17 protein-coding genes are annotated in these 20,579 nt (G+C 67.9%); 7 read left to right on the top strand and 10 right to left on the bottom strand.

The window, feature by feature from the left end; translation table 11 throughout:
• Positions 1-14: 14 nt before the first annotated feature.
• Positions 15-1,313 (bottom strand): amino-acid N-acetyltransferase, encoded by a 1,299-nt coding sequence (gene argA / locus ACYAF3_RS09385; RefSeq protein ID WP_003096265.1) that lies wholly within the window; start codon positions 1,311-1,313, stop codon positions 15-17.
• Between the two features lie 336 nt (positions 1,314-1,649).
• Here argA and ACYAF3_RS09390 point away from each other — a divergent pair, with 336 nt between their 5' ends.
• Positions 1,650-2,351, top strand: coding sequence for a MarC family NAAT transporter (locus tag ACYAF3_RS09390; RefSeq protein WP_003114055.1), 702 nt, complete (start codon positions 1,650-1,652; stop codon positions 2,349-2,351).
• Here the strand turns inward: ACYAF3_RS09390 and argE are convergent.
• From argE to ACYAF3_RS09405, 3 genes are all read right to left on the bottom strand, one after another.
• Positions 2,324-3,478: an acetylornithine deacetylase gene (gene argE, locus ACYAF3_RS09395; protein ID WP_003100077.1), complete on the bottom strand. Its 1,155-nt coding sequence runs from the start codon at positions 3,476-3,478 to the stop codon at positions 2,324-2,326. The two genes, ACYAF3_RS09390 and argE, sit on opposite strands and share 28 nt — an antisense overlap.
• 99 nt (positions 3,479-3,577) lie before the next feature.
• Positions 3,578-4,846: an inorganic phosphate transporter gene (locus ACYAF3_RS09400; RefSeq protein ID WP_003100079.1), complete on the bottom strand. Its 1,269-nt coding sequence runs from the start codon at positions 4,844-4,846 to the stop codon at positions 3,578-3,580.
• Positions 4,847-4,892: 46 nt separating this feature from the next.
• Positions 4,893-5,570, bottom strand: coding sequence for a TIGR00153 family protein (locus ACYAF3_RS09405; protein WP_128669366.1), 678 nt, complete (start codon positions 5,568-5,570; stop codon positions 4,893-4,895).
• A 113-nt stretch (positions 5,571-5,683) separates the two neighbouring features.
• Between ACYAF3_RS09405 and ACYAF3_RS09410 the strand changes: the two genes are divergently transcribed.
• The 4 genes from ACYAF3_RS09410 to ACYAF3_RS09425 all read left to right on the top strand — a co-directional run bounded on the left by ACYAF3_RS09410 (position 5,684) and on the right by ACYAF3_RS09425 (position 10,005).
• Entirely contained in the window at positions 5,684-7,048 is a 1,365-nt protein-coding gene (locus ACYAF3_RS09410; RefSeq protein WP_003100082.1) for a CYTH domain-containing protein, read from the top strand.
• Positions 7,049-7,085: 37 nt separating this feature from the next.
• The gene (gene tfpB, locus ACYAF3_RS09415; protein ID WP_003096276.1) at positions 7,086-8,870 is read left to right on the top strand and encodes a type IV pilus assembly ATPase TfpB; all 1,785 of its coding nucleotides are present in this window, start codon (positions 7,086-7,088) and stop codon (positions 8,868-8,870) included.
• Positions 8,871-9,091: 221 nt separating this feature from the next.
• Positions 9,092-9,544 carry an NfeD family protein gene (locus tag ACYAF3_RS09420; protein ID WP_009314473.1) on the top strand — a complete coding sequence of 151 codons (453 nt, stop codon included), beginning with the start codon at positions 9,092-9,094 and terminating at the stop codon, positions 9,542-9,544.
• 131 nt (positions 9,545-9,675) lie between these two features.
• Positions 9,676-10,005, top strand: coding sequence for a DUF2388 domain-containing protein (locus ACYAF3_RS09425; protein WP_003096280.1), 330 nt, complete (start codon positions 9,676-9,678; stop codon positions 10,003-10,005).
• A 34-nt stretch (positions 10,006-10,039) separates the two neighbouring features.
• Here ACYAF3_RS09425 and gcvP read toward each other — a convergent pair whose 3' ends face one another.
• The 6 genes from gcvP to ACYAF3_RS09455 all read right to left on the bottom strand — a co-directional run bounded on the left by gcvP (position 10,040) and on the right by ACYAF3_RS09455 (position 18,426).
• On the bottom strand, positions 10,040-12,916 hold the full coding sequence (gene gcvP, locus ACYAF3_RS09430; protein ID WP_003123683.1) for an aminomethyl-transferring glycine dehydrogenase: 2,877 nt from the start codon (positions 12,914-12,916) through the stop codon (positions 10,040-10,042).
• A gap of 173 nt (positions 12,917-13,089) precedes the next feature.
• Positions 13,090-13,479: a glycine cleavage system protein GcvH gene (gene gcvH, locus ACYAF3_RS09435; RefSeq protein ID WP_003107397.1), complete on the bottom strand. Its 390-nt coding sequence runs from the start codon at positions 13,477-13,479 to the stop codon at positions 13,090-13,092.
• 46 nt (positions 13,480-13,525) lie between these two features.
• Positions 13,526-14,608, bottom strand: coding sequence for a glycine cleavage system aminomethyltransferase GcvT (gene gcvT / locus ACYAF3_RS09440; RefSeq protein ID WP_023089728.1), 1,083 nt, complete (start codon positions 14,606-14,608; stop codon positions 13,526-13,528).
• Positions 14,609-14,758: 150 nt separating this feature from the next.
• Entirely contained in the window at positions 14,759-16,378 is a 1,620-nt protein-coding gene (locus tag ACYAF3_RS09445) for an ABC transporter permease (protein ID WP_003099178.1), read from the bottom strand.
• A gap of 67 nt (positions 16,379-16,445) precedes the next feature.
• The gene (locus ACYAF3_RS09450) at positions 16,446-17,444 is read right to left on the bottom strand and encodes an extracellular solute-binding protein (protein WP_003096289.1); all 999 of its coding nucleotides are present in this window, start codon (positions 17,442-17,444) and stop codon (positions 16,446-16,448) included.
• A 67-nt stretch (positions 17,445-17,511) separates the two neighbouring features.
• On the bottom strand, positions 17,512-18,426 hold the full coding sequence (locus tag ACYAF3_RS09455) for a LysR family transcriptional regulator (RefSeq protein WP_003099180.1): 915 nt from the start codon (positions 18,424-18,426) through the stop codon (positions 17,512-17,514).
• Positions 18,427-18,522: 96 nt separating this feature from the next.
• On the opposite strand from ACYAF3_RS09455, the gene ACYAF3_RS09460 reads away from it, so the two are divergent.
• Both ACYAF3_RS09460 and ACYAF3_RS09465 read left to right on the top strand, forming a co-directional pair.
• On the top strand, positions 18,523-19,716 hold the full coding sequence (locus ACYAF3_RS09460; protein WP_042929759.1) for an MFS transporter: 1,194 nt from the start codon (positions 18,523-18,525) through the stop codon (positions 19,714-19,716).
• A 38-nt stretch (positions 19,717-19,754) separates the two neighbouring features.
• Positions 19,755-20,576 carry a hypothetical protein gene (locus ACYAF3_RS09465; RefSeq protein ID WP_003118038.1) on the top strand — a complete coding sequence of 274 codons (822 nt, stop codon included), beginning with the start codon at positions 19,755-19,757 and terminating at the stop codon, positions 20,574-20,576.
• Positions 20,577-20,579: the final 3 nt, after the last annotated feature.

The following is a 20,579-nucleotide window of genomic DNA, read 5'->3' on the forward strand; positions in this document are numbered from 1 at the left end:
GACGCGCCGGCGGATCACAGGCTCTTCTCGAATACCTGCGAATTGCGCTGGAAGTTGTACAGCGAGGCCCGCGCCGCCGGTAGCCGTTCGACGCTGCTGGGCTGGAAGCCGCGCTCGCGGAACCAGTGCGCGGTCCGCGTGGTGAGCACGAACAGGGTCTTCAGGCCGAGTCCGCGCGCGCGCTCCTCGATCCGCTCCAGCAGTTCGTCGCCACGCCCGCCGTGGCGGTACTCCGGGTTGACCGCCAGACAGGCCAGCTCGCCCGCCTCGGAATCGGCGATCGGGTAGAGCGCGGCGCAGGCGATGATCAGCCCTTCGCGCTCGACGATGCTGAACTGTTCGATCTCGCGTTCCAGCACCTCGCGGGAACGGCGTACCAGGATACCCTGCTCTTCCAGCGGGCGGATCAGCTCGATCAGCCCGCCAACGTCCTCGATGCCCGCCTCGCGCAACTGCTCGAACTGCTCCTGGGCGACCAGGGTGCCGTTGCCGGTGCGGGTGAATAGCTCGCTGAGCAGCGCGCCGTCCTCGGTGTAGCTGACGATATGGCTGCGCTTGACCCCGGCCCGGCAGGCCTGCGCCGCGGCGTCCAGCAGCTCGGCCTGGTAGCTGTTGCCCAGCCGTTGCAGGTGCGCGGGCACCTGCTGCGGGCGCAGTTCGCGGACCAGTTTGCCGGATGCGTCCAGCAAGCCCTGTTCGGCGCCGTAGAGAATCAGCTTTTCCGCTTCCAGGTCGATGGCGGCGCGCATGGCCACGTCTTCACAGGCCAGGTTGAAGATTTCCCCGGTCGGCGAGTAGCCCAGCGGCGAGAGCAGAACGATGCTGCGCTCGTCGAGAAGGCGGCCAATACCCTTGCGGTCGATGCGACGGACCTCACCGGTATGGTGATAGTCGACACCCTCGACCACGCCGATCGGCCGCGCGGTGACCAGGTTGCCGCCAGCGACCCGCAGGCGCGCGCCCTGCATCGGCGAGGCGGCCATGTCCATCGACAGCCGCGCCTCGATGGCGATGCGCAGGCTACCCACGGCGTCGATGACGCACTCCAGGGTCGGTGCATCGGTCACTCGCAGGTCGCGGTGATAGCGCGGAGCCAGGCCGCGCGCGGCCAGGCGCGCCTCGATCTGCGGACGCGAACCGTGCACCAGCACCAGGCGCGCACCGAGGCTGTGGAGAAGGACCAGGTCGTGGACGATATTGCCGAAATTGGGATGCTCCACCCCTTCGCCGGGGAGCATGACCACGAAGGTGCGGTCCCGGTGCGAGTTGATGTAGGGCGAAGCGTGACGTAACCAGTTGACGTAGTCGGGCATGGTGGGGAAAGCCTGTCGTTTCGTGAGCGAGAGCAAAGCGTGAGCGGCCGGGACGGCCCGAAGGGCGCCGTTATCGTCGTCGCAGCAACATCGACAGGCTTCTCCTCACTTTCTGGTTAACGAGACGGATGGATCACGCGCGAGTTTAAACCCTCGGCGGCCCCCCGGCCGCGGGATTCGACCATGGTACGGGGCCTGGGGCCGGAACCAACCGTTTTACCACTATTTTTGAAAAAAACTATCCGAAAACCCCGGTTAACTCGCACAGCGCTTTTTCGCTAGGCTGCCTCGTTCGCCGTGCCGTCCGGCGCGCAACCACGCGAACGAGGAAAATTCATGAGCGAATACTTCCATCACGTCCTGATCGGACTGCTCGCCGTGCTTCCGGTGGCCAACCCGCTGACCAGCGTCTCGCTACTGCTCGGCCTCGGCGGCAGCCTGCCGCCGGCGGAGCGCAACCGGCAGATATTCAAGGCCAGCCTCTACGTGGCGCTGATCATGCTGGTCAGCTTCTACGGCGGCAGCCTGGTGATGCAGGTGTTCGGCATCTCCATTCCCGGCCTGCGCATCGCCGGCGGGCTGATCGTCGCCTATATCGGTTTCACCATGCTGTTCCCCGCCACCACGCCGGACGAGACCGAAGTCCAGCACGACCTGCTGTCGGACGAGGAAAAGATCACCCCGCACTTCCGCGACCTGTCCTTCGTTCCGCTGGCCCTGCCGGGTACCGCGGGGCCGGGAACCATCGCCCTGGTGGTCAGCTCGGCGTCGACGCTGCAATCCACCTACGGAAGCATTCCGCTGTTCATCCACCTCGCGGCGATCACCGTCACCCTGCTCACCGCGCTGATCTTCTGGATCGCCCTGCAAAGCTCCGGGCGCATCATGAAGTTCCTCGGCGAATCCGGGATCGACGCCATCTCGCGAGTGGTCGGCTTCCTGCTGGTGGCGATGGGCGTGCAGTTCGTCATCAACGGCGGCTTCGAGCTGGTCGCCGGCCACGCCGCGCTTCAGTCGGCGGCGGGCGTCAGGCAGTAATGCTGGATCAGCCGGCGCAGCACGCCGACCATCGGTTCGATACGCGCCAGTTCGAGGTGCTCGTCGGGCTGGTGGGCACAGGCGATGTCGCCGGCACCGAGGACCAGGGTCTCGCTGCCCAGGCGCTGGAAGTACGGCGCCTCGGTACCGAACGCCACGGCCTCGGCGCGATGCCCGGTCAGGCGTTCGGCGACGCGTACCAGTTCGCTGTCCTGCGCCTGTTCGAACGGCGGCACGGCAGGGAACAGCGGCTGGTAGTCGATGCTCACCTGGTGCCGTTCGGCCAGCGGCCGCAGGCGCTGGCGGATCGCCTCGCGCAACTGCTCAGGCTGCATGCCGGGTAGCGGGCGCAGGTCGAATTCCAGCGAACACTGGCCGCAGATGCGGTTGGGATTGTCGCCACCGTGGATGCAACCGAAGTTCAGGGTCGGCTGGGGCACGCTGAACTGCGGGTTGTTCCAGGCCCGCTGCCATTCCCCGCGCAGCGCCATCAGCTCGCCGATGGTCGCGTGCATGGCCTCCAGGGCGCTACGGCCGAGGTTCGGATCGGACGAATGGCCGCTCTGCCCGAGAATCTCGATGCGCTCCATCATCACCCCCTTGTGCAGGCGGATCGGCCGCAGGTTGGTCGGCTCGCCGATCACCGTGGCGCGACCCAGCGGTCGCCCGCTTTCGGCGAGGGCACGGGCGCCGGCCATCGAGCTTTCCTCGTCGCAGGTGGCGAGGATCATCAGCGGCTGGCGGAACGGCTGGTCGAGCAGCGGCAGCAAGGCCTCGATGGCCAGCGGGAAGAAGCCCTTCATGTCGCAACTGCCGAGGCCGTACCAGCGGCCGTCGCGCTCGTCCAGGCGCAGCGGATCGCTGCTCCACAGCGCTTCGTCGTAGGGCACGGTATCGGTGTGGCCGGCCAGCACCAGCCCGCCGGGACCGCTGCCGTAGCTGGCCAGCAGGTTGAACTTGCCCGGCGAGACTTCCCGGATCTCGCAGCGGAAGCCTAGATCGCCCAGCCAGGAGGCCAGCAGGTCGACCACCGGGCGGTTGGTCTGGTCCAGCTCGGGCTGGGTGCAACTGACGGAAGACGCGGCGATCAGCGCGCCGAACTGGTCTTTCAGAGACGGCAACGGCATGGGACTCTCCACACGGATCGAGCCCCATCATGGCCTATCGCGACAGTGGATAAAACCGTCCGTTCCGGTTCCGCCTGCGCCAGCCGACGAAGATCGCGCTCAGGCGCCGAACAGCGCGCGCAGGACCAGGAAGAACAGGATCGCCAGCACCGCGCCGGCCGGCAGGGTCACTACCCAGGACAGGAAGATCGAGCCGATCACCCGCAGGTTGAGCGCGCCTATGCCGCGCGCCATGCCGATGCCGAGCACCGCGCCGACCAGGGTATGGGTGGTGGATACCGGCAGGCCGATGGCCGAGGCGCCAACCACCGTGGAGGCGGTCGCCAGCTCGGCGGCGAAGCCGCGGCTGGGGGTCAGCTCGGTGATCTCCCGGCCGATGGTGGCGATCACCCGGTAGCCATAGGTAGCCAGGCCGATGACGATGCCCACCGCGCCCAGCAGCAGTACCCAGGACGGCACCGGCGAACGGCTCACCAGATCCAGGTCGCCGCCGGCCTGGACCACCGCGACGACCGCCGCCACCGGGCCGATGGCGTTGGCCACGTCGTTGGCACCATGGGCGAAAGCCATGGAGCAGGCGGTGAAGATCATCAGCACCGCGAAGACCCGCTCGACGCTGGCGAAGCCGCCACGCGGATCGGCTCCGCCAGTGGGTCGGATGCGCAACAGCAGGACGATGCCCAGGCCCATCACCAGGCCGCCGGCGAGCAACGCCAGGCCCAGCGTCTGGAGGCCGGAAAGCTCCAGGCCGACATGCTTCAGGCCCTTGCCGACGGTCATCAGCGCGACCATGAAGCCCGCCAGGAACATGTACAGCGGCACGTAGCGGCGCGCGCTGCGGAACGGGTCCTCGGCATGCAGTACCAGCCACTGCACGCTCCTGAACAGGGCGAAGGCGAGCAGCCCGGACAGCACCGGCGTCACCACCCAACTGGCGACGATCGGGCCGATCGCGCCCCAGTGCACCGCGTGCACCGAGACACCGACCGAGGCGAAGCCGATGATCGCGCCGACGATGGAGTGGGTGGTCGACACCGGCCAGCCCTTGATCGTCGCCAGCAACAGCCAGACCCCGGCGGCCAGCAAGGCCGAGAGCATGCCGAAGACCAGCAGGTCGGGGGTCATGTACTGCGGGTCGACGATGCCGCTCCTGATCGTTTCGGTGACCTCGCCGCCGGCGAAGTAGGCACCGCAGAACTCGAAGACCATCGCCACCAGGATCGCCTGGCGGATGGTCAGCGCCCGTGAGCCCACCGAGGTGCCCATGGCGTTGGCGACGTCGTTGGCGCCGACGCCCCAGGCCATGAAGAAACCGAACAGGCAGGCGAGTACGAGGAAGGCGAAGCCGTGGTCGGCGATCAGGGACATGGGCGGGGATCCGTATGCGGGCAGAAGGCGGAAAGAAACCTGGCGCTCAACGCGCCAGCAATTGCTCCAGGCGGTTGCCGACCCGCTGGGCGCGGTCGGCGACATCGCCGATCCATTCGATGATCTGGTAGAGGAACATCACGTCCACCGGCGGCAGCTCGCTTTCCAGGCGGAACAGCTCGCGGCGCACCTCGACCTGGATGCGGTCGGTGTCGTTCTCGATCGCCTCGAGTTCCTCCACCATGCTCTCCACCAGACTGGTCTCGCGCCCGCCGAAGCCGGTCTCGAGCAGTTCGTTGAGTTCGTTGACTACCCGCAACGCCTGGGCGCTGGCGTCCACCGAGCGCTGCACGTAGGCGAGCATCTGGCCCTGCAGCGGCAGCGGGATGCGCATGCGCCGGCCCAGCATCAGCCCGGCGATGTCCTTGGCGCGATTGGCGACTTTGTCCTGTACACTGAGCAGCTCCAACAGATCGGAGCGCGGCACCGGAAGGAACAGGCTCTTGGGCAGGTGCATCCGGACGTTCTTCTTCAGCCGATCGGCTTCCTGCTCCAGTCGCACCATGTCCTGCTGAACCTGTTCGACCTGCGCCCAGTCCTCGGCGATCACCGCGCGGAAGAACGGCAACAGGCCGGCCGCGCATTCGTGGGCCTTGGCGATGTGCTGCTGCATCGACCCGATCGGCGAACGGCCGAACAGGCTGATGAACGGATTGGTCGGCATGGAACGCCTCCCTGGTGGAAATGCCGAAAAGTATAGGCCACCCACCCCGCGCGCCTTTGATCTGGAACACCTTCACCCGCGGACGCCTGGCGTCCCGAGCCGGACATCGCCCCATGCAGAAAGAAACCGAAATCAAACTCCGCGTCAGCCGCGCCACCCTGGAAGCCTTGCAGGAGCACCCGTTGCTGAAGAAGCGCAACAAATCGGGCTGGGAGCGCCGCGAACTGTACAACCAGTACTACGACACCCCCGGCCGCGAGCTGGCCCGGGCCAAGGTCGCGCTGCGCATGCGCCGCGACGGCGAGCAGTACATCCAGACGCTGAAAAGCCGCGGGCAGAGCGTGGCCGGGTTGTCCGAACGCAACGAGTGGGACTGGTACCTGGAAAAGAACAAGCTCGACCTGAAGAAACTCGACGACAAGTGCTGGCCGGCGGCCCTCAAGGATCTCGACAAGAAGCAGCTCAAGCCGATCTTCAGCACCGACTTCGTCCGCCAGCGCGCCGAGATCGCCTGGGGCCGCGGCAAGGCCAGGGTAGTCGTGGAGGCGGCGCTCGACCTGGGCAAGGTGGTCGCCGGCGACAACCAGGAGGAAATCTGCGAACTGGAGCTGGAACTGCGCCAGGGCGATGCCGCCGCGCTGCTGGAGCTGGCCGCGGAACTGGCCGCCGACCTGCCGCTGATGCCCTGCGACATCAGCAAGGCCGAGCGCGGCTACCGCCTGTTCGACCCGAACAGCTACGAGGTCGATCCCCCGGCCCAGAAACTGCTGGCGGAAACCCCGCTGGACGGTGCCTTCGCCGCCATCGCCTGGTACCTGCTCGGCAGCAGCCAGCGACTGGCCGAACAGTATCGCTTCAACGGCCACTGGCGCCTGCTGGAGGACTGGCTGCAACACCTGCAGGACCTGCGTACCCTGCTCGGCAGCCTCGGCCAGGCGGTGCCACGCGCCAGCAGTCGCGAGCTGCGCGAAGCGCTGGACGCTCTCCTCGCCGACTGGGCGCCGCGCATCGAGCGCGGCCGTGACGACGAGACGCTACGCCAGCAGGCGCCGCAACTGTTCCGCGGCGAACTCGACGAGACCCGCTGGGGCCTGTTCTCCCTGAATGCCTCGCGCTGGCTGCTGGCCAAGGCCTGGACCGAGTCGCGCAACGAGCGCGGCAACCGCCAGGGCTCTGCCGCGCTGGGCAAGTGGCTGCTGCGCAGCCTTGCCGAAGAAGCCCAGGCCACGCCGCTGGCGCGCGCCCACCAGCATCCCGAGCTGCTCCCCGACCAAGCGCCGCGCCTGCAGCGCATGCTTACCTGGTTGCGCCTGGCGCGCGGCGTGCTCGACCTGCCGGAAGCCGACCGCCTCTACGGCGAACTGGCCAAGTTGCTGGAGCTGCTGCGGCAACCTGTCGATGCCGAGCGCCTGGCTGCCCGCGCCACGCAGGCCCATACTGTGCTGACGCTCAAACCCTGGAAGGCGCTGATGAAATAAGCTTCGCCGCTACCGCCATCATCCGAAGGGAGTCTGCATGTCCGTGTTCGCCACCGCCGCCCAGGACCGCCTGCTGGACCTCGGCGACCTGCTCCGCGAGCTGGTCGCTCAGGGCCGGGTCGGGCAGGAGCAGGCCGAACAGTGCCTGGCGATCCGCCGCAGCGCGGTGCGCAACCAGCAGCATCCGCTGGAGTTCCTCGCCGCGCAGCAGGTCGAGGATCTCAAGCGCCCCGGACGCAAGCTCGACCTGGAGACCCTCACCCAGTGGCTGGCCGAGTACGCCGGCCAGCCCTACCTGCGCATCGACCCGCTGAAGATCGACGTCGCCGCGGTGACTCCGCTGATGTCCTACGCCTTCGCCCAGCGCCATGGCATCCTCGCCGTCGCGCTGAGTCCGGAGGAAGTCACCATCGCCAGCGCCCAGCCCTTCGTACAGGGCTGGGAAAGCAACCTGGTGCATGTGCTCAAGCGACCGATCAAGCGGGTGGTGGCGAACCCGGCGGACATCCAGCGCTACACCGTCGAGTTCTTCCGCCTGGCCCGCTCGGTCAGCGGCGCCACCTCGCCGGACCAGAAGATCAGCGGCGTCGGCAACTTCGAACAGTTGCTCAACCTCGGCGCCGCCGACCAGGAGCCGGACGCCAACGACGCGCACATCGTCACCATCGTCGACTGGCTGTTCCAGTACGCCTTCCAGCAGCGCGCCAGCGACATCCACATCGAGCCGCGCCGCGAGCAGGGCACCGTGCGCTTCCGTATCGACGGCGTGCTGCACAACGTCTACCAGTTCCCGCCGCAGGTGACCATGGCGGTGGTCAGCCGCCTGAAGTCGCTGGGACGGATGAACGTGGCGGAGAAACGCAAGCCGCAGGACGGCCGGGTCAAGACCAAGACCCCGGACGGCGCCGAGGTGGAGCTGCGCCTGTCGACCCTGCCCACCGCCTTCGGCGAGAAGATGGTGATGCGCATCTTCGACCCCGAGGTGCTGCTCAAGAGCTTCGACCAGCTCGGCTTCTCCGCCGACGACCTGCGCCGCTGGCAGAGCATGACCAGCCAGCCCAACGGCATCATCCTGGTCACCGGCCCCACCGGCTCGGGCAAGACCACCACGCTCTACACCACGCTCAAGCAACTGGCCACCGATGAGGTGAACGTCTGCACCATCGAGGACCCGATCGAGATGATCGAGCCCTCGTTCAACCAGATGCAGGTCCAGCACAACATCGACCTGACCTTCGCCAGCGGCGTACGCGCCCTGCTGCGGCAGGACCCGGACATCATCATGGTCGGCGAGATCCGCGACCTGGAGACCGCCGAGATGGCGATCCAGGCGGCGCTCACCGGGCACCTGGTGCTCTCCACCCTGCACACCAACGACTCCCCCACGGCGATCACCCGCCTGCTCGAACTGGGCGTACCCTACTACCTGATCCGCGCCACGGTGCTAGGGGTCATGGCCCAGCGCCTGGTGCGCACGCTCTGCCCGCACTGCAAGGCGCCGATGCAACTGGCGGACAGCGACTGGCACGAACTGACCCGCCCCTGGAGCGCCCCGCCGCCCAGCGGCGCGCACCAGGCCGTGGGTTGCCTGGAGTGCCGCGACACCGGCTATCGCGGGCGCGCCGGCGTCTATGAAATCATGCTGCTCAGCGATAGCCTGAAAGAACTGATCACCGCCGACACCGACCTGGTCGCCCTGCGCCGCCAGGCGTACAAGGAAGGCACCCGCAGCCTGCGCCTGTCCGGCGCGCAGAAGGTCGCCGCAGGTATCAGTACGCTGGAGGAAGTACTGCGGGTGACCCCGCAGAGCGAACAGAAGTAGCGGCACATCCCGTCGGCGGAGTTCCGACGGTTGCACGGCACAACGCCGGACGGGCCTGCCAGGCCCACAGACAAGGATGTAGACGATGACGAGCGTTCCCCCCGCCGTCCCCGCGCCGACGCTCCCCAGCCGCGGCGCACCGCACCTGCGGCGAGCCGCGAGCGGCGTCCCTGGCTCGATGTGGCTCGGCCGGCCGCCGAGCCGGCGCTGAGGGCCGGCCGATGGAAATCCTGCTGCTACGCCTGGACTTCTGGGACTGGCTGGCCTTCGGTACCGTCCTCCTGCTCCTGGAAATCTTCGGTGCCGGCGGCTATCTGCTGCGGGTCGGCCTCACCGCCGCTTGTGTCGGTGCGCTCGGCGCGCTCCTGCCGGGACTGGCCTGGCCTTGGCAGGTAGGGCTGTTCGTCCTGCTCTCCGGGCTGGTCGCCGCCTTGCATCGACGCCGTCGCCGCAAGGCCGGTAGCGTCGAGGAAACGCCAGGGTTGCAGCGACGCGGCGACGACCTGTTCGGCCGCACCTTTCCCTTGCACCGGGCGATCGTCGGCGGGCTCGGCGAGCTGCGCGTCGAGGACGCGTTGTGGTTGGTCAGCGGTCCCGACCTGCCGCGCGGCGCCCTGGTCCGGGTCACCGGCCAGGACGGCGCCCTGCTGCACGTCGAGCCTGCCGTTCCCTGAATCGCTGTAGCTCCCGGCCGGCGGGGGCTGTACGGCAGCGGAAAAAGCGACCGGACGGTCATCCCCGCTGGAACTCCGGGACGGCAAACGCGATCTGATGTAACACGCAGCCCCCTATCAGGAGTTCCCCCATGCGTTCCGTCAAACTCGCCGCCGCCACCCTGGTCATCGCCGCCCTGCCGCTGGGCTCGGCCATGGCCGATACCTTCTGGCGCAACATCATTTCCTCGGGTGCCACCACGGCCTCCACCTACCTGACCTTCCGCCACGACCACAAGCTGATCGTCGCCGCGCAGGACGACGCCGGCAGCTACATCGCCAGCGACGGCGCGATCCGCGGGCCGTACCTGGAAGCCGCCCTGCAGAAGCTGCGCAACGACAACCCGGACCTGCAGGCCAGCGACATGGAACTGGCCAGCGCGATCCTCGCCGGCGGCGAGCAGTCCGCCGTCCAGCAGTAGGCCCCGGCGACCTCGTCTCCGCCCGGAGGCGAGGTCACTCGCGGTAGTCGTCCAGCGGCACGCAGGCGCAGAACAGGTTGCGGTCGCCATAGACGTTGTCCACCCGGTTAACCGCCGGCCAGTACTTGAACGCCCGCGCATGTTCGCTCGGGGTCACCGCCTCGGCGATCTCGTAGGGTCTCTGCCAGATCCCGGTGACGTCGGCCAGGGTATGCGGCGCCCGTTTCAGCGGGTTGTCCTCCGCCGGCCAGGCGCCGCTCTCCACCTTGCCGATCTCGGCCCTGATGCTCAGCATCGCCTCGACGAAGCGATCCAGCTCCGCCTTCGACTCGCTCTCGGTCGGCTCCACCATCAGCGTGCCCGGCACCGGGAAGGACATGGTCGGGGCGTGGAAGCCGTAGTCCATCAGGCGCTTGGCCACGTCTTCCTCGGTTATCCCGGTCTGCGCCTTGAGCGGTCGCAGGTCGAGGATGCATTCGTGGGCGACGCGCTCGTTGCGCCCGCGGTAGAGCACCGGGAACGCCCCGTCCAGGCGGTTCGCCAGGTAGTTGGCGGAGAGGATCGCCACCTCGCTGGCGTCGGCCAGCTGCGGGCCCATCATGGCGATGTACATCCAACTGATCGGCAGGATGCTGGCGCTGCCCCAGGGCGCCGCGCTGACCGCGTCGTTCAGCGGGTTCGGCCCTTCGACGCGGATCACCGGATGGTTGGCGACGAACGGCGCCAGGTGCCGCTTGACCCCGATCGGCCCCATGCCCGGCCCGCCACCACCATGGGGGATGCAGAAGGTCTTGTGCAGGTTCATGTGCGAGACGTCCGCGCCGATGTCCGCCGGTCGCGCCAGGCCGACCTGGGCGTTGAGGTTGGCGCCGTCCATGTAGACCTGGCCGCCGTGGCGGTGGACCACTTCGCAGATCTCGCCTATCCCCTCTTCGTAGACGCCGTGGGTCGAGGGATAGGTGATCATCAGGCAGGACAGCCGGTCGCCCGCCTCGGCCGCCTTGAGGCGCAGGTCGTCGAGGTCGACGTTGCCGCGGGGATCGCACTCGACGATCACCACCCGCATGCTGGCCATGATCGCCGAGGCCGGGTTGGTGCCATGCGCCGATGCGGGGATCAGGCAGATGTCGCGCTGGCTATCGCCGCGGCTCTGGTGGTAGCGGCGGATCGCCAGCAACCCGGCATATTCGCCCTGTGCTCCCGAGTTCGGCTGCATGCAGATGGCGTCGAAGCCGGTGATCGCCCGCAGCCAGGCTTCCAGTTCGTCGATCATCCGGCGATAGCCCTCGGCCTGCTCGCGCGGCACGAACGGATGCAGTTCGGCGAATTCCGGCCAGGTGATGGGGATCATTTCGCTGCTGGCGTTGAGCTTCATGGTGCAGGAGCCGAGCGGGATCATCGCCTGGTTCAGCGCCAGGTCCTTGCCTTCCAGCTGGCGCAGGTAGCGAAGCATCTCGGTCTCGCTGTGGTGGGCGTTGAACACCGGATGCTGCAGGTAGGCCGAAGTGCGTTGCAGGACCGCCGGGATGCCGTCGGCCACCGCCCCGCCATCCAGGTGCGCGACATCCAGCCCGTGGCCGGCGCCGAGGAAGATCTCGAACAGGGTCGCCAGGGTCGCCGCGTCACAGGTTTCGTCGAGGCTCAGGGCCAGCCGCCGGTCGTCGACCACGCGCAGGTTGACCCGTGCCGCCCGCGCCCGTTCGAGGATCGCCGCCTGACGCTCGCCGACCTCGTAGGTCAGGGTGTCGAAGAAGTGCCGGTTGAGCCGCCGCAGTCCCTTGCTTTCCAGGCCCGCCGCCAGCAGCGCGGTCAGGCGCTGGACGCGTTGGGCGATGCGTTTCAGCTCCTGTGGCCCATGGTAGACGGCATACAGCGAAGCAATGTTGGCCAGCAGCACCTGGGCGGTGCAGATGTTCGAGTTGGCCTTTTCCCGACGGATGTGCTGCTCGCGGGTTTGCAGGGCCATGCGCAACGCCGGGTTGCCGCGGGCGTCGCGGGAAACGCCGATGATCCGCCCCGGCATTGCCCGCTTGTACCCTTCGCGGGTGGCGAAGAACGCCGCGTGCGGCCCGCCGTAGCCCATCGGTACGCCAAAGCGCTGGGCGCTGCCGAGCACCACGTCGGCACCGAGTTCCCCCGGCGGGGTCAGCAACAACAGGGCGAGCAGGTCGCTGGCGACGCAAGCCAGCGCCTGTTGGCCGTGCAACGCCTCGATAAGCGGGCGCAGGTCGCGGATCTCGCCGCGACTGTCCGGGTATTGCAGCAAGGCGCCGAACACCGCGTGGGCGGCAAGATTGTCCGGCTCGTCGACGACCAGCTCGAAACCGAACGCCTCGGCGCGGGTACGCAACACCGAAACGGTCTGCGGATGGCAATGCGCATCGACGAAGAACCGGTTGCTCCTGGCCTTTGCCACCCGCCTGGCCAGGGCCATGGCCTCGGCGGCGGCGGTGGCTTCGTCGAGCAGCGAGGCGCTGGCCAGGTCGAGTCCGGTGAGGTCGATGGTCAGTTGCTGGAAATTCAGCAGCGCTTCCAGGCGGCCCTGGGCGATTTCCGGCTGGTAGGGCGTATAGGCGGTGTACCAGCCGGGATTCTCCAGCACGTTGCGGAGGATCACCGACGGCGTCACGGTGCCGTAGTAGCCCATGCCGATCAGGCTGGTCCAGCGCTGGTTGAGCCCGGCGTAGCCGCGCAGGCGCGCCAGGGCGGCCTGTTCGTCGAGCGCGGCGGGCAGTTCCAGCGGCCGGTTGAGGCGGATCGCCGGCGGCACCGTCTGCACGATCAGTTCGGCGCGAGTGGAAACTCCGAGGAAGTCCAGCATGGCCTGCTGTTCCGCAGGATCGGGGCCGAGGTGGCGGCGCAGGAAGGCATCGGCGGGCTGGAGCTGGGCGAGGGACGGCGTCTGCGACATGGCTTCGGTCTCGTTGGGGGCGGCATCGCCCTGCCAGCGATCGTCGCCGAACGGATATCGAATGAGAAAGCAACGACGGCGAAAACGCATTTCGCCGCTGCAAAAAGAACAAAACCTCGAATGATCGAGGCCTTGTCCAAGGATAGCGGGTTTTGTCGCGACTACGCGGCGGCTCAGCCTTCCGCGTCGACGGCGGCCTGGTAGCCAGCGGCATCGAGCAGCTTGTCCAGCTCGGCCGGATTGCTCGGCTTGAGCTTGAAGAACCAGGACGCGTACGGGTCGTTGTTGACGTCTTCCGGGGTGTCGGCCAGGGCTTCGTTGATGGCGATGACTTCGCCGCCGATCGGCGAATAGATGTCGGAGGCGGCCTTCACCGACTCGACCACGCCCGCTTCCTGCCCGGCGGCGAGGGTCTTGCCCAGCTCCGGCAGCTCGATGAAGACCACATCGCCAAGGGCTTCCTGGGCATGGTCGGAAATGCCCACGGTAACGCTGCCGTCGGCTTCCAGGCGAGCCCATTCGTGGCTCTGGGCGTAACGCAGTTCGGCGGGAATATTGCTCATCTTGTTTTCCTCGAAGTCGGGGGCGACGGCGGTCGCCATTGCCAGGTTAGATCAGGGGCTTGCCGTGACGCACGAAACTGGGCTGGACCACCCGTACCGGGTACCACTTGCCGCGGATTTCCACCTCGGCGCGGTCGCCGGTGGCGGCCGGCACGCGGGCCAGCGCGATGGACTTGTTCAGGGTAGGCGAAAAGCTGCCGCTGGTGATCTCCCCCTCACCAATGCCAGCTACCCGCACCACCTGGTGGGCGCGCAGCACGCCGCGCTCCTCCAGAACCAGGCCGACCAGCTTCGGCTGGTCGCCGGCGGACTTCTGCGCTTCCAGCGCGCGGCGGCCGACGAAGTCCCGCGCAACCGGCTCCCAGGCTACGGTCCAGCCCATGTTGGCGGCAAGCGGGGAAACGCTTTCGTCCATGTCCTGGCCGTAGAGATTGAGCCCGGCCTCCAGGCGCAGCGTATCGCGCGCACCCAGGCCCGCCGGGGAGATCCCGGCGCCAACCAGCTCGTTGAGGAAACCCGGCGCCTCGGCGGCCGGCAGCATGATTTCCAGGCCGTCCTCGCCGGTGTAGCCGGTGCGGGCGATGAACCAGTCGCCCTCGGCACGGCCCTGGAACGGCTTGAGTTCGCGTATCAGCGCGGCGCGTGCCGGGGACACCAGTTCGGAGCTGTGCACGCGGGCGTTGGGGCCCTGGATGGCGAGCATCGCCAGGTCGCCGCGTTCCTGCAGGTCGACCTTGAAGCCGGCGGCCTGCGCCTGCATCCAGGCGATGTCCTTGTCGCGGGTGGAAGCATTGACCACCACCCGGTAGCCGTGCTCGGTCAGGTAGACGATCAGGTCGTCGACCACCCCGCCCTCTTCGTTGAGCATCGCGCTGTAGAGCGCCTTGCCGGTTTCGCCGAGACGCGCCACGTCGTTCGCCAGGAGATGCTGCAGATAGGCCGTGGCCTGCTCGCCGGCGACGTCGACCACGGTCATGTGGGACACGTCGAAGACGCCGCAGTCACGCCGAACCTGATGGTGCTCCTCGACCTGCGAACCGTAGTGCAGCGGCATGTCCCAACCGCCGAAATCGACCATCTTGGCGCCGAGCGCGACGTGCAGCTCGTAAAGCGGGGTGCGCAATCCCATGGGTATTCTCCTTCCGGGCGTAGCGGGTGCCGTCGGCAGGGACCGCCGGCACGAAATCGCGCGCATTGTAGCCGCAAGCCCCGGAGCAGGACACCATGGAAGCGTGCCGCGATCCGTGCATAGACCCTACGACCTGCATGGATACTGGGCTCAGCGATCTGAATGATGGGCAGAACGACGAATCAACCCGACCACCGGTAGCAGGCCGACCAGCACCAGGGTCAGGGCCGGCAGCGAGGCGCGCGCCCATTCGCCCTCGCTGGTCATCTCGAAGATCCGTACGGCCAGGGTGTCCCAACCGAAGGGACGCATCAGCAGGGTCGCCGGCATCTCCTTGAGCACGTCGACGAAGACCAGCAGCGCGGCGCTCAGCGAGGCCGGCAGCAACAGCGGCAGGTAGACCCGCAGGAACAGCAGCGGGCCGCCCACGCCGAGGCTGCGCGAAGCTTCCGGCAGCGACGGGCGGATCCGCGCCAGCCCGCTTTCCAGCGGCCCGTAGGCCACCGCCATGAAACGGATCAGGTAGGCCAGCAGCAGGGCGAACAGACTGCCCAGCAGCAGCGGCTTGCCGGCGCCGCCGAGGGCGCTGGAAAGCGGGATCACCCAGTGATTGTCCAGCCAGCTGAAGGCCAGCATGATCGAAACCGCCAGGACCGAGCCCGGCAGCGCATAACCGAGGTTGCCCAGGCCCACCGCGCCGCGGATAGCGCGGGTCGGCGCCAGGCGCACGGCGAAGGCCAGCAGCAGGGCCACGGCGACCGTCGCCAGCGCGGCGATGCCGCCCAGCGTCAGGGTATGGCCGATCAGGTCCCAGTAGCGCTCGTCGAGGTCGAAACGGCCCTGGCGCCAGAACCAGACAACCAGTTGCGCCACGGGAATCACGAAGGCGCAGAGGAACACCAGCCCGCACCAGGCGCTCGCCGCCAGCGCCCTGGCGCCGCGCAGGCGGTACAGCGGCGCGCCGCGCGGACGCTCGCTGGCGGCCTTGGCTCGGCCTCGCGTGTGGCGCTCGCCGAGCAGCACCAGGCATACCCCGAGCAACAACAGGCTGGCCAGCTGGGCGGCGCTGGAGAGGCTGTAGAAGCCGTACCAGGTCTTGTAGATGGCGGTGGTGAAGGTGTCGAAGTTGAACACCGATACCGCGCCGAAGTCGGCCAGGGTTTCCATCACCGCCAGCGCCAGGCCGGCGCCGATCGCCGGCCGCGCCATCGGCAGGGCGACCCGCAGGAACGCCTGCCAGGGCGACAGGCCGAGAACCCGCGCGGCTTCCATCAGGCCCTTGCCCTGGGCGATGAAGGCGCTGCGCGCGAGCAGGTAGACATAGGGATAGAACACCAGCACCAGGACCAGGATCACCCCGCCGGTGGAGCGTACGCGCGGCAACCGCAGGCCGCTGCCGAACCACTCGCGCAGCAGGCTCTGCACCGGTCCGGCGAAATCCAGCAGGCCGACGAAGACGAACGCCAGGACGTAGGCCGGGATCGCGAACGGCAACATCAGCGCCCAGTCCAGCCAGCGCCGCCCGGGGAATTCGCAGAGGCTGGTGAGCCAGGCCAGGCTGACCCCGAGCAGAGTCACGCCGATGCCGACGCCGAGCACCAGGGTCAGGGTGTTGCCGAGCAGGCGCGGCAACTGGGTATCCCACAGGTGGCTCCAGATTTCCCGGTCGATCTCCAGCCAGCTCAGCAGCAGCACGCTGAGCGGCAGCAGCACCAGCGCGGCAACGGTGAAGGTGATGGGGTACCAGCGGCGGGGAGCGGGATGGGCCACGAAATCCTCGGTGCGGAACGAACGACGCCCCGCTCGGACGAGCCGGGGCGTCGAGTATAACCGGCGGTCAGTTCCAGCCGGCGCGGTCCATCAGGCGAATCGCCTCGGCCTGGCGCTTGCCGGCAACTTCCACCGGGATGCTGTCGGCCTTGAAGCTGCCCCAGCTGGCGACTTCGGCTGACGGCGCGACCTGCGGGTTGGCCGGGAATTCCTGGTTGATCCCGGCGAACAGCGCCTGGGCGTCGGGCCCGGTCATCCATTCCACCAGCGCCTTGGCTGCCTCGGGATGCGGCGCGTGGCGAGTCAGGCCGATGCCCGACAGGTTGACGTGGACGCCGCGGTCGGCCTGGTTCGGCCAGAACAGCTTGACCCGCAGGTTCGGGTTCTGCTTGTGCAGGCGCCCGTAGTAGTAGGTATTGACGATGCCGACGTCGCACTGGCCGGCGTCCACCGCCTGGATCACCGCGTTGTCGTCGGCGAATACGTCGGTGGCCAGGTTGTTCACCCAGCCCTGGAGGATTTCCTCGGTCTTCTGCGCCCCGTGGGTCTCGATCAGGGTCCCGGTCAGCGACTGGTTGTAGACCTTCTTCGCCGTGCGCAGGCACAGGCGGCCTTCCCATTGCTTGTCGGCCAGGGCTTCGTAGGTGCTCAGCTCTTCCGGCTTGACCCGCTCGGTGGAGTAGACGATGGTCCGCGCGCGCAGCGACAGTCCGGTCCAGCTATCGGTGCTGGAACGATACTGCGAGGGAATGTTCCGTTCGATGGTGGCCGACTTGAACGGTTGCAGCAGGCCCATCTGCTCGGCCTGCCAGAGGTTGCCGGCGTCCACGGTGAGCAGCAGGTCGGCCGGGGTGTTAGCGCCTTCGGCCTTGATCCGCGCCATCAGCGGCGCTTCCTTGTCGGTGATGAACTTGACCTTCACGCCGGTCTTGCTGGTGTAGGCATCGAACACCGGCTTGATCAGCTCGTCGATGCGCGAGGAATACACCACCACTTCGTCGGCGGCCTGGGCCAGGCCGGTGATGCCCAGGGCCAGGGCGGCGAGTAGAGCTTTGCTTGCCTGCATGAAGAACAGCCTCGTCAGCGGAACGTAGGCACGAATGATAAGAAATCTCGCTTGCGAACCCGCGCGACTAAATGTGTCGGGGTGTTTCGCCTGCGTCCAGGCCACCTAGGATGGCGAGGAACGCCTCCACCGCGGCGCTGCGGCCATGGCGGCGGGTGAAGACGAGGAAATCGGCCAGCGCCTCGGGCTCGGCCAGCGGGCGATAGACGACTCCGGCCCGGGCCAGCGCGGTGCTGCAACGCGGCACCAGGGCAACGCCCTGGCCGGCCGCGACCAGGGCGATGATCGAGGTGATCTGGCGTCCGGCCGGTCCCCTCGTCAGCGCCAGCCCGGCCTTCCGGTAGAGGCGCTCGATCAGTTCGTTGAGGCCGGAGCCGTAGTCCAGTGGAAACAGGATCAGCGGCCGATCACGCAGATCGTACAGGTCGATCCGCTCTTGCCGCGCCAGCGGATCGCCGTTGGGCACGGCCACCACCAGCGGCTCGCCGCCCAGGGCCAGCACCTCGATGCCGACCTGGCCTTCCGGCGGCGGCAGGCGCCCCAGCCCCACATCGATGCCGCCTTCGGCGATCTGCGCCCATTGCGCCGCCGAAGCGCCTTCGAGCAGCTCCAGTTGCACCTCCGGATGGCGCTCGCGGAACAGTCGGATCGCCTCGGTGAACAGGTCCGACAGGGCGATGGAGCTGGCGTAGCCGAGGGTCAGGTGGCCGGCCAGCCCCTGCGCCAGCTTGCGGGCGAAGCCGGCGGTGCGCTCCAGTTGGTCCAGCAGGGCGCGTGCGTAAGGCAGGAACAGGCTGCCCTCGGCGGTGAGGGTCACCGCCCGGCTGGAGCGGTCGAACAGGCGAAAGCCCAGCTCTTCCTCCAGCGCGGATATCTGCCGGGTCAAGGGCGGCTGCGCCATGTGCAGGCGCTGGGCGGCGCGGCCGAAATGCAGGGTTTCGGCAACGGCTGCGAAGCAGCGCAGGCGGCGTAGGTCGAGCATGCGGTTCCTCGGTATCGATCGGTCCTGAATCGGTATTGGCCAGCCCGTCGGGAGCGCCCCTATAACAGGGGGTTTCTCGTCCAGGCAGAGCGTTCCATGAATTCGTCCCAGGGTTTCCCCCGCCTCGCGCTGTTTCTCTGCGGTTGCGCTGCGTTCCTCAATCTCTATACCACCCAGGGCATCTTCGACGAACTGGCGGCGAGCTTCCACATCAGCGCCCATCAATCGAACTGGAGCATCACCGCCACCACCCTGGCGGTGGCTCTCGCCGCGCCCTTCGTCGGCCGACTCAGCGGCGGCCGCGAGCGCAGCCGGGTGATCGCCTTCGCCGCCAGCCTGCTCTGCGTGCCCATGCTGCTGGCCGCCCATGCCGGCAGCTTCGCCGCCTTCCTGCTCTGGCGCTTCGCCGAAGGGATGCTGATTCCCCTGCTGTTCGCCAGCAGCGTGGCCTACATCGGCGAGCGCTGGAGCGGCGGCGCGGTCATCGAGCTGACCAGCCTCTATGTCGCCGGGACCATCCTCGGCGGCTTCGCCGGACGCTTCCTCACCGGCCTGCTGACCGAGGAGTGGGATTGGCGCGTCGCCTTCCGGATCCTCGCCGGGCTGACCCTGCTCATCGCTGTCGCCATCCGTGCGCTGCTCCCTGCCAATTCTGGCAGGCACGCGCCCGCACCGGGGAAACGCCCCTTAGTATCCCGTGAACTGTTCCGGGCTCCGCTGCTGTCGTCCTACGCGGTGGGGTTCTGTGTCCTCTTTTCCCAGGTCGCCATGTTCACCTATATCGGCATCCATCTCAGCCGTCCGCCGTACAGCCTGGACACCGCTCAGCTCGGCTCGATCTACGCGGTGTTCCTCCTCGCCCTGCTGGTGATTCCCGCCAGCGGCCGCCTGGCCCGCACCCGCCCGCACCGCCAGTTGCTGCTGGGCGCATCGCTGCTGGGCGTGTGCGGCTCGCTGCTGACCCTGGCGCCGGGCCTGCCGACGATTCTCGTCGGCCTGGCCCTCAGCGCCACCGGCGTGTTCCTCGCACAGTCCACGGTCAACGCCTTCACCGCCAGCAATGCCGGGACCGACAAGGCCGGTGCCGTCGGCCTCTACCTGACCTGCTACTACGCCGGTGGCAGCCTCGGCGCGGTGCTGCCGGCGCCATTCTGGGAGCGCTGGGGCTGGCCGGGCTGCCTGGGCCTGATCCTCCTGGCCCAGTTGCTGCCGTTGCTTCTGACCCGCTACGGCTGGTCCGCACCACCGGCCGAACGCGCGGCCCTGCGCGCGTCGCAAGGAAGACCGTAACCATCGCAAGAACAACAAGAACCGACAGGAGGTTAGCCATGAACCATGTCATCACCCCCCACAGCAAGCTGCTCGGCGTCATCGAGCCGGTCCTCAACGACATGCCCGCCGGAACCCTGCGCCACGCACTGTTCCGGGCCTTCTGGGACGAGACGGCGTCGTTGCTGGACATCGAGGACGCCTTCGCCCGGGTCACCGCCCGGCGCCAGGCGGTCGAGCCGCTGCGCAAGTTCTTCGCCAGCTGGTCGAAGACCAACAACTCGGCGGCCAGCGTTTCCGGACTGGCCAATCGCCTTACCCTGCTGGCCCGTTCGGAACAGGGTTCGGCAGCGGCAGACCAGCTCTATCGAGCCTGCGGCAGCCTGCAACGGATCACCGACGAAGACCTCGGCGCCCTCGGCAACACCGTGCATGCCGATCTTTTCTACACCATGGCCACCACCCTTTGCGGCGACGACCGCTGGCTGCTGCGCGAGAACTGCCTGCCTTCGGCGCAGGCGTTCAAGGACTGGACCGACCGCCAGCGCCTGCGCGAGCGCGACCTGATGCAGGGACTGCTGACCACGCTGGTACACGAGGTCTATACCCACGGCGAGGTGGAGTACATCCACCCGCTGTACAAGGAATGGTTCAGCCGCGACATGGGCGTACCCGCCGAACGCGCCCGCGCCACCGTGGCCTGGGTAACGGTGCACACCGGCGGCACCGAGAGCAATCACTTCGCCCACGCCACGGCGGCGGTGAACGCCTTCGTCGAGGCGATGGAAATCGAGGTGAACGAAGAAGCCGCGCGCAACCTGTTCGGGCTCTACCTGCGCAACAAGGCGCAGGTCATGCGTGACTGCGCGGCGCTGTTCTGAGGA

It is taken from the genome of Pseudomonas sp. TZ252, assembly GCF_056110345.1.